Origin of the sequence: Acetobacter tropicalis (assembly GCF_001580915.1) — a bacterium.
GTDB lineage: Bacteria > Pseudomonadota > Alphaproteobacteria > Acetobacterales > Acetobacteraceae > Acetobacter > Acetobacter tropicalis.
The window spans coordinates 1-12,925 of sequence record NZ_LHZQ01000193.1; the positions used below are offsets into that span (position 1 = coordinate 1).

The following is a 12,925-nucleotide window of genomic DNA, read 5'->3' on the forward strand; positions in this document are numbered from 1 at the left end:
GTAGGCTGGTAGGCTGGTAGGCTGGTAGGCTGGTAGGCTATTCAAAAGGTCCAGTCCCAAGCAACGCAAGGGATTTTTGGGGCTAGAACGGGCCTTTGAAGAGCATCAGGCAAAAGAAAAACCGGGGGCAACAAACTGAAGCGTTTAGGGCGAACGTTTACCCACGCTGGTCAGAGAAACGTCTCTCGTTCCTTTATCCCATCAGGATGAGAAAGCCCGTGTTTGGCGTGGAAGCTGAGTGCGTGTGAAAAACACACTCAGCTTCCACTTCCTATTTTCTCTTAGGCGCGGAGATTGCGGGGGGCCTTAGACTGCAAGCCGCTCAGATAATATAGTCAATCGGCGGTAGCATCTGGTCCATGGTCAGGGCAGGCATGCCGGAATGGCGCGTTCCCACCTTGCGGGCCGGGTTACCAACCACAGTGGTAAAGGGCGGCACGGATTCCAGAACAATGGAGCCCGCCCCTATTTTTGCGCCTTCGCCAACTTCGATATTGCCCAGCACTTTAGCGCCAGCCCCGATCAGCACCCCGCGCCGTACCTTGGGGTGACGGTCTCCACTATGTTTGCCGGTGCCGCCGAGCGTCACTTCCTGCAACAGGGAGACATCATCCTCAATAATGCAGGTTTCCCCCACCACAATACCTGTCCCGTGGTCAAACAGGATGCGCCTGCCAAGACGGGCAGCCGGGTGAATATCGACACCAAACAATTCGGACGCGCGGCTTTGCAGATGCAAGGCCAGATGCCGCCTGCCTTCATGCCAGAGCCAGTGCGCCACACGATAGCTCTGCACGGCATGAAAGCCCTTGAAGAACAGAAACGGCGTCACGTAATCCGGGCAGGCAGGGTCGCGCTCCCGAATGGCCACCATATCGGCGGCAGAAGCGCAGACAATTTCGGGCTGCGCCTCCAGCCCTTCCATCACCAGTTCAGAGAGCGCATCTGCCGCAACGGAGCGATCCCCCAGCTTGCGCCCCAACAGGGCAGCCAGTGCGGAGGCAAAATCGGAGTGGCTGCGGATACCCGTGGCCAGCAGGCCGCGCACCAGAGGGTCATTGCAGACGCAGGCCTGGGCGATCATCTGTTGCCACAGGACTTCCAGTTGAGGGCCGCACGCCATGCTGGCCTCATCAAAATGACTGGATAGAACAGAATTGGAATGCACCTTGTTCATCGGTGAGTTCTCTCCAGAATGAGAAACGATCAAATCCCCATGGCGTGGCGCACAAAGGCCTTGCGCAGCTTGGGAAACCGGTTGACGCCTGCAATACCCAGATCACGCGCCAGACGAATAACGGGATTGTTGTTGCTGAACAGTCTATCAAGTGTATCGGTTGCCGCAAGCATCAGCATATTGGCGGGCCGACATCGGGCCTGATACCGGGCCAGTAGCGCCGGACCGCCCAGATCCTCGCCCTTTGCGTGCGCAGTAATCATAATGTCACTCAGCGCGATAATATCCCGAAACCCCAGATTAAGCCCCTGCCCCGCAATAGGGTGAATGCCATGGGCGGCATCCCCAACCAGCAGCAGGCGCGTATCCGTGTAACGCTGCGCATATTGAGCAGAAAGCGGATAGGTCCAGCGCCGTCCCACCGGCGTCACCTTGCCCAGCCGGGTGTTCCCCATACGGCGTTCGATTTCGCGGGCAAACACCTCATCCGGCAGAGCGGCAAACCGTTCGGCTACGCCATCCTTATCACTCCATACAATAGCGGACAGATAGGGATGGCTCTCTGTTCCGGTCATGGGCAGTTGGGCAAAGGGGCCTGCGGGCAGAAAATGTTCCAACGCGCCGTTATCATGCGGGAATTCATGCGCAATGGCGCAGACAATGGCCGTCTGCCCGTAGGACAGTTTGGTCAACGGAATACCGGCTTGCGAACGCAGGCGGCTTTTCCGGCCATCAGCCGCGACCACGACAGAAGCGCGGAAAGTCCGGCCATCGTGCAACCGCACCGTCGCGCCATCGGCCTGCCGTTCCACAGTCGCTTCTGCCGGGGCCAGAACCGTCAGGTTAGGCTGGGTATGCAGGGTTTCATTCAGAGCCACACGGAGCGCCCGGGCCTCCACCATCCAGCCGAATGGCTGGGAAGCATCGTCCCGCGTGAATTCCAGAAACAGGGAGGACGCTGGTTCGCCCGGCCGGCCGTCCGTTACCAGAATATCCTCAATAGGGCAGGACGCCAGCGGCAGAACCTCCCACACACCTGCTTCTTCCAGCAGCTTCTTGGGGCCGGCTGCAATGGCGTAGGCCCGGCCATCAAAATCAGGATGCTCCATGGGTGGCAGGTCGGCGCGGTCAATAATGGCGACCGTGATCCCTTCCTTTGCAAGCCGGCACGCCAAGGTTGCCCCAACAGGCCCGGCGCCGACAATACAGACATCAACATCCGGCAGCATCTGGCCTGCGGGCGCGGTGTCATGAACAGCGGATGCGGTGGAGGCAACCATGGTCTTTATTCCTTATGCACATCCCCCGCGCGTAAAGCCTGCCCGGGGTTCTGAAGGTCTCTCTTCTACCCTACCCCCGCAGAAAGGCCAAAGACGCAGGCTCGTCAACGCTGGAAAAATCTGGCATGTTGCCTCCGTAATGAATTTAACACTCATAAGGCCTCCTGCCTTACAGGACACCTTATGTCTGGAGCCAGAAGGAATACAGGCCAGATGAAGCTGGTGACCGCGATTATAAAGCCCTTCAAGCTTGATGATGTTCGTGAAGCTCTGGCCCCGCTTGGTATTCAGGGCCTTACTGTCTCCGAAGTCAAAGGTTTTGGGCGCCAGAAGGGCCAGACAGAAATCTACCGCGGCGCAGAATACCGCATCAGCTTCCTGCCCAAGATCAAAGTGGAAATTGCCGTATCAGACACACTGGTGGATCAGGTGATTGAAGCCGTGCTGGACGCCGCCCACACCGGCAAGATTGGCGATGGCAAGATTTTTGTGAGCGAACTGGAACGGGTGATCCGTATCAGAACCCGCGAGACGGGAAATGACGCCTTATAATTTACGAAATACCAACGATTTCCCTGGAGGCCACGCAGACTGTTCTTCTATTGTAGCAAATCCAGACATTGAGAAGGCGTTCTGAAATAAAACCAAAAGCGCGTTTCTGGTAGTCATCATAGGCTTTGTAGAAGGGCATTTTCTGCAATTTGAACAAAATGGGAAAGAGCCACGCGCAATAACGATCCAGCACCTCTTTCCTTGCCACCACCATATTGCAGAGAGACAACGCTTTTCCATTCATGACAAAGTCAAATGCCGAGAGATACTGGGGTGTCTCTTGGGCAATAACTTCCCTGACCAGATACATGTCCCAAGCCCCATGCATCACCGCATAGTCTTCCAGCAAAGACACGCTGATATGGTTGGGGTAGGCAGCAATAAGATCCACCCCATCACTGAACTCGGCAAAATCGTCACGACTGGCGATTCTGGGGCCCGTTACGGCCTCTGATCTCTCTTCATTCCAGAACTGATCCGTCCAATGCCAGCGCTGCCCAAAATAGCGCCTGTAATGCACCAATCCGGTAATGGCATGATGTGTATTTTTCCAGATCCAGTAAAGTGCTGTCAATTCACAGAAATTCTTATTCAAATAAGAAATATTGTCTCCTGAATCATCACGACAATACCTCAAATTTTCCGTTGTCAGCGCGGCTCCTACCTGTATAGGCGTATAAAGCGTGTCAACCGGTGCTTTGAACGGTTTGTGCGTTGCAACATAAATTCTCAAATCAGACATCCAAGATTTCCCGGCAGAGCATACTCTCTCAACTTCGCTCTCCCAAGTCCCGGCACCATTTTTTGGGGCATGGACTCAAGAACTTAAAGCCTCAGGGACTGCTTTTTTCCGGTAGAGGTTGCGGTGTTCCCCTCAACAACACGCCAACAGAAAGCAGCGGGACCATCTCCCAAAAGCGCCTTTCCCACTCCCGCTGTCTCCATCCTTATTTTTACAGCGTGATATCTGACAAATGTGCGTATTCCTGCGGGGTCACCCATGAAAGCACTTCCTGCGGCGTGTTCTCATGTTTCACAAGGCGGGCATATTGCTGGCAAACGTTTTTATACAACCCCTGCAATTCCGCCATGGCTTCATAAATATCCTTAATAAACCCAAGTTCTTTATAATAGGTTTGATTGTCGTTAATAATCAAAGGGTATTCAGGATAGGAAATAGGCACAAAGCGGCACGTTTCCTTGAAATTCCCAACGACACCACCGGAAATAATATGGTTTTTCAAAGCATCTCCCTTGCGCATTGCTGATGGCCACAGATCATGCGCGTGAGAATATGATTCAAATTTATATTTTAACCGCTCAATTCCGCCCAAGTGTGTGAAGTGCCAACCAGAATTATGCAGATCAAGCATTTTCCCTTTGGGCCCCAAATCAGCCGCTATCTTAGTGCGGTCCCATCGGGCCGTGGATAAATTCTCAAACCCAACCAGATATTTCTTGCGTGTGGCGTAACAGGCGCTCCAGCCATTATCAGACTGTTTCAAGTTCATGTAGAATTGAAACATAGGCATGTTGAACGTAACAAACCCGTCAAAATTGGATGCTTCAAGAATAGTTTTGGGCCTGACCAATTCATCAACGTCCGCAATAATGAACATGTCATCATCATCAGCCTGAGCTGCGACACGCAATAACGCGTTTCTCTGGTAATATTCACGCTGAAAAGGGTCATGCGTTTCAGGAAAATCATCTATCTGCACGTAGATGATCTTTTCCCTCCACGGAAGAAATCTTTCCTTGTTCTCAAAAAAATAACGAGGCTTTTCATGATTGGTGAATGTACGGTTTGATTCGCAGATAACAAAATAATCAACAACCGGATCCATCAGCTTCAATCTGATTTCCAGCATTTCCAGTTCGTTGAAAAATGGAAAGCAATCATATATCTTCGGCATCTTGGCTCCACGAGACGGGGCTACGTCATTCTACACTGTTGCCTGGAGCATACAAAAATTATTAGCTAAATGTAAATACTCGGAAAACCGATAAATATTTGAATAATTTCTATTTTATAAAATAAAAGCATTCAGAATTATTATAAGAGTCCATTTTCATTTTCCAGCTATAAACACCGCCTGTTCTTGGGCAGATCGTGCACCTTCTCCATGTTTACTGAAAGAACCGAATAGGTTACGATCCCAAAAGAAATAAGGTATCAATCCAAGGTTACCATTTTTGCCTTTGCTGTCCCCGCACAGCATTACAGGGAGAACAAGACTCCATGGCCTCGCGGTCCTTTACGGTTTCGCCTGTTTCAGGCGGTTTGAACAGGCAGGCAGTTATTTCCGCTTTGGTGGGTGGTATTCTGCTTCTTCCCTCCGGTTTTGCCCATGCAGCGGATGCTGGGCCTGCCATTGATACGGGTGATACCGCATGGATGCTGATCAGCACCGCACTGGTGTTGATGATGACCATTCCCGGTCTGGCGCTGTTCTACGCGGGCATGGTGCGCAAGAAAAACGTGCTGGCAACGCTCATGCAGTCCTTCGCGCTGTGCTGCATCATGTCCATTGTCTGGATGGTGGCCGGATATTCCCTTGCCTTCACCACCGGCTCCCCATGGATTGGCGGGCTCTCCCGCATGTTTCTGAATGGTCTTGGCGCCCATATTCATAATGGTTCGGATATCGCCTTCACGCTGGGAGCGGATTCTCCTAACGCCACGACCATGACCATCCCTGAGAGCATCTTCATGATGTTCCAGATGACATTTGCCATCATTACCCCAGCACTGATCTCCGGCGCGTATGCGGAACGCATGAAGTTCAGCGCCATGTGCGTGTTCTCCATCATCTGGTCTCTGGTTGTGTATGCGCCCATCGCCCATTGGGTATGGAGCCCGATCGGCTGGCTGGCTGGCCTTGGCACAGCAGACTTTGCTGGCGGCACTGTGGTGCATATCAATGCCGGTATTGCCGGGTTGGTCTGCGCACTTGTGCTGGGCCGCCGGAAAGGTTTTGGGCAGGATGATCTCTCCCCCTTCAACCTGACCTACGCCATTATCGGGGCCTCCCTGCTGTGGGTTGGCTGGTTCGGGTTCAATGCGGGGTCTGCCGTTGGCGCAAATGGCCGTGCAGGCATGGCCATGGCCACCACCCAGATTGCCGCAGCAGGGGCTGGGGTTGCATGGATGCTGGCTGAATGGCTGCGCACCGGCAAACCGACCGTGCTGGGTGTGATCTCCGGCGCTGTGGGTGGGCTTGTTGCCATTACACCCGCTGCGGGCTTCGTGCTGCCCGGCAGCGCATTGATTATCGGCCTGATTACCGGCGTTGTCTGCTTCTGGAGCGCGACCTCCCTCAAACACCTGCTGGGTTATGATGACAGTCTGGACGCCTTTGGCGTGCACGGCGTGGGCGGGATTGTGGGCGCATTGCTGACGGGCGTTTTCGCCTACGGCCCGCTTTCTGCAACAGATGCCAACCCCACGGGTATTGTGGGTTCCGTCCACCAGCTTGTGGTGCAGAGTGAAGCTGTGATTGTCACCATTCTGTGGTGCGGCGCGATTTCTTTCATTCTGCTGAAGCTGATTGACATGACCATGGGCCTGCGTGTCACGGCGGATCAGGAACTGGAAGGGCTGGACATGTCCTTGCATGGGGAACGGATCAACTAACCTCCGCCTGCCCTCTTTCAATTCTGAACCCCTCCCCGCGCCAACCGCAGGGAGGGGTTTTTCATGTCTGGGGCTGATTTTGCTTCCAGAACAAGACGGTCGTTTCCAAACACACAACTTCATCGTATGCTGCTGATAATTCAGGGCGTGACGGCATGGGGCCGTATTTCCAACCCTGGCTTTGGATGAGGTTTTGTCAGCATGACATCTTCTGCCCGCATTACGCTGGCCGCACTGGCCTTGAGCTGCGCCACCGCACTTTCCGCCCCCGCAGCTCACGCTCTGACTGCAAAAGAGTGCCACCAGAGTTTTGCCGCAGCACGGACTGCTGGCACCCTGAACGGCAAGAGCTACAAGGAATTCAAGGCCGCCACCTGTGATGCGCCTGCAAGTGCCGCCACCACAGCGCCAACTGCATCCGCCCCCAAGGAAGCCGCACCGGCCACAGCACCCGCAGCCACCACCGGCACCACGCCTACGGAAGCTGCCAAGCCTGCCACGACTCCCGTCAGTTCAGGCGGCGTGATCTTTCCGTCCGCCGTTGCCTCTCAATACGCCAACCTGAGCGCAGGCAAAGGCCGAATGAAGACCTGTCTAGACCAGTATAACGCCAACAAGACCAGCGGTGGCAACGGGTCCCTCAAATGGATTCAGAAAGGTGGTGGCTACTACAGCCAGTGCAACACACGCCTGAAGGGCGGCTAAAATACTCTGCCGGAACGCCTGCGGGATGTTCCGGCCTCTTCAAGATAACCGTTCCCCGTGTTGCGAAAAAAACGGGGGGCGTGCTCCTACCGTTTGAGAGACGGCATGACGTACAGCTTGCCGGTCCGGTAAGAAATCCAGACTTTGTGCGCCGCAAACCAGTCTGATCCAAGCAGCATATCCACGGAATCCTGAATGGGGGCCACGGTCAGAACCGGGGCTTTTTCTTCTTCCAGCCCGTATTTCAATGACCGAAATTTGTGCCAGTGATACACCTGCCGGTGCCCATCCACACCGCTGGTAATGCCACCGGGATCAGCCTCCAGCATGGTGGACGTCACCCCCAGACGAGCCACAACGGCCTCTGAGACAATGCGCGAACGCGCGCCGCTATCTACCAACGCTTTCAACGGCTTTCCATCCAGTTCCACCTGAATGGTCACGCGCCGTCCATCAAACTGCATGGGCAAGGCGCGGTAGATCACATGCCAATCCTGCGGCCCGCCACACACGGCCGATGTTTTGCTGGTATCCCAGAACGTCAGCCAGCCACCGGCCACATCAAATTCCACATCATAGCGGGAGAGCAGATCTCCCCCCACCAACCCTTCTATTGGGGGCTGGGTCTGTGGCTTTCCGGGTAGATATCCAACAGGGATGGACAGCGGCCCCGTCTCCAGACCGCCCATTTTGAAGCTCTGCACAATCACGTTTGGCACCAGACGGCCTAGCCCCCCCGTACCGCGCACCACCGTATGCACGGAAGGATCAAGCGAAAGACCGAACTGGTCCGCCCCTTCAGGCGAAATCAGACTTCCCTCAGACCCGGTATCCACAATCATGCTTGCGGGATGGCCGTTGATCTCTACCGGCGCATTCAGAAAACCGGCATCATTCCGCAAGGGCAGACGCGCCACGCGCTCATGCTTGCACGCCCCTTCCGCCCCGCTGGCTGGCTGCGGCGCAAAAGCACTCACCATGGCCATCAACGCCATGGAAGATGCAAAAGCCAGATGGCGGGGAAAGAAGCGTGCGTGCGTCATGCTCAGGCCAGTTCCCGCGCAAAGCGGTCCGTGGCATTCAACAATGCCGTCAGGATACCGGGTTCAAACAAGGCGTGGCCTGCGGCATCAATCAGATGAAACTCCGCTTCCGGCCATGCTTCATGCAAGTCCCACGCCGTGCGGACCGGGGTGGCCATATCATACCGGCCCTGCACAATCACGGTAGGGATATGCCGGATACGCTCCACATTCCGGATCAACTGGCCTTCTTCCAGCCAACCGCCATGCACGAAATAATGGTTTTCAATGCGCGAGAACGCCAAAGCGTAATCGGCCTCTTCGTGCTGCTGTTCAATTGCTGGGGCAGGAAGAAGGGTGAGAGTCCGGCCTTCCCAAAGGCTCCACGCCACGGCCGCCTTGTGCTGCTCCGCCACATCGCCCGATGTCAGACGTTTGCGATAAGCCGCCATCAGATCACCGCGCTCGGCTTCCGGTATTGGGGCGAGAAAGTCTGCCCATTTGTCCGGAAAAATCCAGGATGCGCCTTCCTGATAATACCAGAGCAGCTCAGCCCGGCGGAGCGTGAAAATGCCCCGCAACATCAGGGCCTGAACACGGTCCGGATGCGTCTGTGCATAGGCCAGCGCCAGAGTGGACCCCCACGAGCCGCCAAAAACAGCCCATTTCTCCACACCACACTGTTCACGCAAGCGTTCAATATCCGCCACCAGATGCCACGTGGTGTTGTTCTCCAAACACGCATGCGGGCGGGACCGCCCACAGCCGCGCTGGTCAAACAACACAATGCGATACAGGGAAGGATCAAACAGCCGCCGTTGAGCCGCATTGCAGCCGCCCCCCGGCCCCCCATGCAGGAAAACCACCGGAACGCCATCTGGATTGCCACATTCCTCCCAGTAAATCTGGTGGCCCTCACCTGTATCCAGATAGCCGTGCTTGTAGGGATCAATCTCTGGCCACGGGGCGCGGTAGGCGGGTGTCATGAGGTGTGGGGTCCTTCTTTTTCCAAAACAGGTTCGGAGCGCGGTGCAGAAGCAGCAGAGCGCGCTTCACCCTGAACGCCGGAACTGGCCCGAGGGTGAGCACGGCTCCAGACATCCAGCAATCGCGCCTCATCAGCCAATGTATAGCGCTGTGTGGTGGAAAGGCTGGCATGGCCGAGCAATTCCTGAATCACACGCAGATCCGCTCCGCCTTCCATCAAATGCGTGGCGAAGGAATGGCGGAGCGCATGGGGCGTAACATGGTCTGGCAGGCCAGCCAGCCCACGCCATTCCCGCATGGCCTTCTGCGCCACGCCGGGTTGCAGCCGCCCCCCGCGCACGCCAGGAAAAAGCGGCTCCCCGGCCAGAGGGGACGGATGATGTTTCAGCCAATGCTCCAGCGCCTGCTGCACCTGAGGCAACACCGGCACCAGCCGTTCCTTGTTGCCCTTCCCCTTGATACGCAACACGCCGCTGGATCTCATAACACCCAGATCACCCACATTCAGGTTCAGCGCTTCTGAAATACGCAGCCCACACCCATACAGCAGCAGGAAGAGTGCCCCATCCCGTTGCTGCGCCATATCCGTATGGGCAAGAGCCGCAATATCGTCCGGCACGGCTTTGGCATCCTGCACGCTCAGGGGCCGAGGCAACGGCTTTTTGGTGCGCGGCGTGGCCAGCAAACCAACTGCCGGGTTTTCCACCCCATGCCGCCGCGCCAGATAGCGAAAGAAAGACCTTACAGCCGAAACCCGGCGCGAGCGTGTGCGCGCCGCGCGGTCTGGCGTGCTCTTGCGCACCGTAGCACTGGCGGCCTTTGCCTGTTCATGCGCAAGCCAGGCCCGCATATCCCGCAGGCTTATTTTGGCCAGCCCCGCCATATCAGGCAGGCCATTCAGGTGCTCGGCCATGAACCCCAGAAAACGGGCCAGATCAGCCCGATAGGCTTCAACAGTCAGCGGTGAAGCGCGCCTTTCCGTGGTCATCCACGCCAGAAAAGTCTGGACGGCCTCTTCCGCAGTCATGCTTCCTCCTACACCTCTGAACGGTCTGGCCGCACCTGAAACAACGCCTTACTTGGTCAGAGTTTTTCTTCTCACGCAAGCACTGTTCTTTGGCCGCACAGCCGCTTAAACAGGAACACATGGTGCCAGCTTCCTTCTCCTCCCTTCTGCCTGAGCCGGACAGCCCGACCACCCCGGCGCGGCAGCGGCAAAGGGTGTCTGTTCTGCTGCCCATGCCGTTTCCCGGCCCCTTTGATTACGCCGCCCCGGCCGAGATGGCGCTGAAACCGGGGGACATTGTGGTGGTGCCGCTGGGCCGCAGGCGCGAGACAGGCGTGGTGTGGGAATCAGTCCCCGCCCTACCCGTAGATTTTGCCCCCCCGCCACAACGCACGGTAGAAGCGGCGCGCCTGCGCCCGGTGGCTGAACTGCTGGACCTGCCGCCTCTTTCTTCTGAACTCCGGCATTTTATTGACTGGGTAGCGGCCTATACGCTCTCCCCCCCCGGCATGGTGCTGGCCATGACCTTGCGGCTGCATATGCGGGGCGTGCCCACCCCAAGCACTGGCTGGCTGGCCGCCTCCCCTTTGCCAGAAACTCTGCGTATAACCCCAGCCCGGCAAAAAGTGCTGACCCTGCTGCAGGACGGCACGGCCCGCACCACCACGGATATTGCAAATGCCGCCGCCGTGGGGCCGGGCGTGGTGAAGGGGTTGGCCGATGCTGGAGCCCTGAAAGCCGTCAAACTTGGCCCGGAACGCCCGTTTGATGCGCCGGACCCGCACCACAAACCACCCGTGCTGGAAGGAGAGCAGGCAACTGCAACCGCCGCCCTGCGCCAGACCGTGCAGGAAGGCGGCTTCTCCGTCACGTTGCTGGAAGGGGTAACGGGTTCAGGCAAGACGGAAATCTATCTGGAAGCCATTGCCGCCTGCCTTGAACAGGGCAAACAGGCACTGGTGCTTCTGCCTGAAATTGCGCTTTCCGCCCAATGGATGCAGCGCTTTACCCGCCGTTTTGGCACCCAGCCCGCCATCTGGCATTCTGAAATTGGGCAGCGCGCCCGGCGGCTGACATGGCACGCAGCAGCGGATGGCAGCGCCACAGTGGTGGTTGGCGCACGCTCCGCCCTCTTTCTGCCGTTTGAAAAACTCGGCCTGATTATTGTGGATGAAGAACACGAATCCCTCTTCAAACAGGAAGAAGGGGTGATTTACAACGCACGGGACATGGCCGTGGTGCGCGCGCGGCTTTCCGGTTTTCCCATCATGCTGGTATCTGCCACCCCCAGCCTTGAAACGCTGGCCAATGTGGAAGCTGGCCGGTACCGCCACCTTGTTCTGCCCTCACGCCATGGGGGAGCATCGCTGCCGGAAACCCGGATTCTGGACATGCGGGACCACCCGCCACCACGCGGGCTGTTTCTCTCCCCCGCCCTGACAGAAGAAATGACCGCCACCTTTGAGCGGCAGGAACAGGCCATGCTGTTCCTTAACCGCCGGGGGTATGCGCCGCTCACCCTCTGCCGCGCCTGCGGACACCGTATGGAATGCCCCCATTGCACCGCATGGCTGGTGGAACACCGGGCCAAAAAACTGCTCTCCTGCCATTATTGCGATCACACCGAGCCCATGCCCCCCGCCTGCCCCACCTGTGGGGCGGAGAACAGCCTGACCGCTATTGGTCCCGGCATTGAACGCATTACGGAAGAAGCCAGAAACCTGTTTCCCGATGCCCGTATTCTGGTGATGGCGAGCGATACGCTCGGCGGCCCTGCCGCTACGGCGGAAGCTGTCGCCAAGATCTCCCGCCGGGAGGTTGATCTTGTTATCGGCACGCAGATTGTCGCCAAGGGCTGGCATTTTCCACATCTGACTCTGGTTGGCATTGTGGATGCTGACCTTGGCCTTGGCGGCGGAGATTTGCGCGCTGGCGAACGCACCATCCAGCTTCTGCATCAGGTGGCAGGCCGAGCAGGCCGCGCCAGCACACCGGGGCGCGTGCTGTTGCAAAGTTACACGCCGGAACACCCGGTCATGCAGGCGCTTCTGTCTGGGGATTTTGATGCCTTCATGGCGCAGGAGGCGGCACAACGCCGCCCCGGCTTCTGGCCGCCTTATGGTCGGCTGGCGGCCGTGATCATCAGCGCGGAAGACGCCAGGGAAGCTGATGCAACGGCCGCCGAACTTGGCCGTAAAGCGCCGTATGGAGAGGGCATACAGGTGCTTGGCCCCGCCCCTGCCCCCATTGCCGTTCTACGCAACCGCCACCGCCGCCGTATTCTGCTGCGCACTGTCCGCAGCATTGCGGTGCAGCCCATCCTCCGCCGCTGGCTGAGCATGGTCAAACCCGGCAAAGGCGTGCGTGTGGACGTGGATATTGACCCGGTCTCCTTCCTGTAATGAGCCAGGAAAGCCGAAATAACCAGAAATCCATTACACTATTACTGCAATAATACGCACGTGTTCTCCCTTTCTTCCTGAACAGCCTGTGTTTATTGTCAGAAATGTGGGTCCATACCAAAACAGTCAAAATCTGTTTTGTGAAAGAAAGAACGTG

11 protein-coding genes are annotated in these 12,925 nt (G+C 57.0%); 4 read left to right on the forward strand and 7 right to left on the reverse strand.

The window, feature by feature from the left end; translation table 11 throughout:
* Positions 1-322: 322 nt before the first annotated feature.
* Both cysE and AD944_RS06150 read right to left on the reverse strand, forming a co-directional pair.
* Complete coding sequence (gene cysE / locus AD944_RS06145; RefSeq protein WP_045542457.1) at positions 323-1,123, reverse strand: serine O-acetyltransferase; 801 nt, start codon at positions 1,121-1,123, stop codon at positions 323-325.
* An 83-nt stretch (positions 1,124-1,206) separates the two neighbouring features.
* Positions 1,207-2,457, reverse strand: a complete 1,251-nt coding sequence (locus tag AD944_RS06150) for a UbiH/UbiF/VisC/COQ6 family ubiquinone biosynthesis hydroxylase (protein WP_045542437.1) — start codon at positions 2,455-2,457, stop codon at positions 1,207-1,209.
* A 213-nt stretch (positions 2,458-2,670) separates the two neighbouring features.
* Between AD944_RS06150 and AD944_RS06155 the strand changes: the two genes are divergently transcribed.
* On the forward strand, positions 2,671-3,009 hold the full coding sequence (locus tag AD944_RS06155; RefSeq protein ID WP_035379569.1) for a P-II family nitrogen regulator: 339 nt from the start codon (positions 2,671-2,673) through the stop codon (positions 3,007-3,009).
* Between the two features lies 1 nt (position 3,010).
* On the opposite strand, the gene AD944_RS06160 is transcribed toward AD944_RS06155, so the two are convergent.
* Together AD944_RS06160 and AD944_RS06165 are read right to left on the reverse strand one after the other, a co-directional pair.
* Positions 3,011-3,751, reverse strand: coding sequence for a DUF4422 domain-containing protein (locus AD944_RS06160; protein WP_045542438.1), 741 nt, complete (start codon positions 3,749-3,751; stop codon positions 3,011-3,013).
* 211 nt (positions 3,752-3,962) lie between these two features.
* On the reverse strand, positions 3,963-4,925 hold the full coding sequence (locus AD944_RS06165; RefSeq protein WP_052427175.1) for a glycosyltransferase family 17 protein: 963 nt from the start codon (positions 4,923-4,925) through the stop codon (positions 3,963-3,965).
* 326 nt (positions 4,926-5,251) lie between these two features.
* Between AD944_RS06165 and AD944_RS06170 the strand changes: the two genes are divergently transcribed.
* Positions 5,252-6,646 (forward strand): ammonium transporter, encoded by a 1,395-nt coding sequence (locus AD944_RS06170; RefSeq protein WP_045542439.1) that lies wholly within the window; start codon positions 5,252-5,254, stop codon positions 6,644-6,646.
* Between the two features lie 201 nt (positions 6,647-6,847).
* Positions 6,848-7,351: a hypothetical protein gene (locus AD944_RS06175; RefSeq protein WP_045542440.1), complete on the forward strand. Its 504-nt coding sequence runs from the start codon at positions 6,848-6,850 to the stop codon at positions 7,349-7,351.
* An 86-nt stretch (positions 7,352-7,437) separates the two neighbouring features.
* Here AD944_RS06175 and AD944_RS06180 read toward each other — a convergent pair whose 3' ends face one another.
* The 3 genes from AD944_RS06180 to AD944_RS06190 are packed head-to-tail and all read right to left on the reverse strand — an operon-like array spanning position 7,438 to position 10,387.
* A complete protein-coding gene (locus tag AD944_RS06180) occupies positions 7,438-8,394 on the reverse strand; it encodes an aspartyl protease family protein (RefSeq protein WP_179946479.1) in 957 nt (318 codons plus the stop codon).
* A 2-nt stretch (positions 8,395-8,396) separates the two neighbouring features.
* Positions 8,397-9,359, reverse strand: a complete 963-nt coding sequence (gene pip, locus AD944_RS06185) for a prolyl aminopeptidase (protein WP_045542441.1) — start codon at positions 9,357-9,359, stop codon at positions 8,397-8,399.
* Positions 9,356-10,387, reverse strand: a complete 1,032-nt coding sequence (locus tag AD944_RS06190; protein WP_045542442.1) for a tyrosine recombinase XerC — start codon at positions 10,385-10,387, stop codon at positions 9,356-9,358. The genes pip and AD944_RS06190 overlap by 4 nt, the downstream gene beginning before the upstream one ends.
* 119 nt (positions 10,388-10,506) lie before the next feature.
* On the opposite strand from AD944_RS06190, the gene AD944_RS06195 reads away from it, so the two are divergent.
* Positions 10,507-12,768, forward strand: a complete 2,262-nt coding sequence (locus AD944_RS06195; RefSeq protein ID WP_045542443.1) for a primosomal protein N' — start codon at positions 10,507-10,509, stop codon at positions 12,766-12,768.
* Positions 12,769-12,925 lie beyond the last annotated feature (157 nt).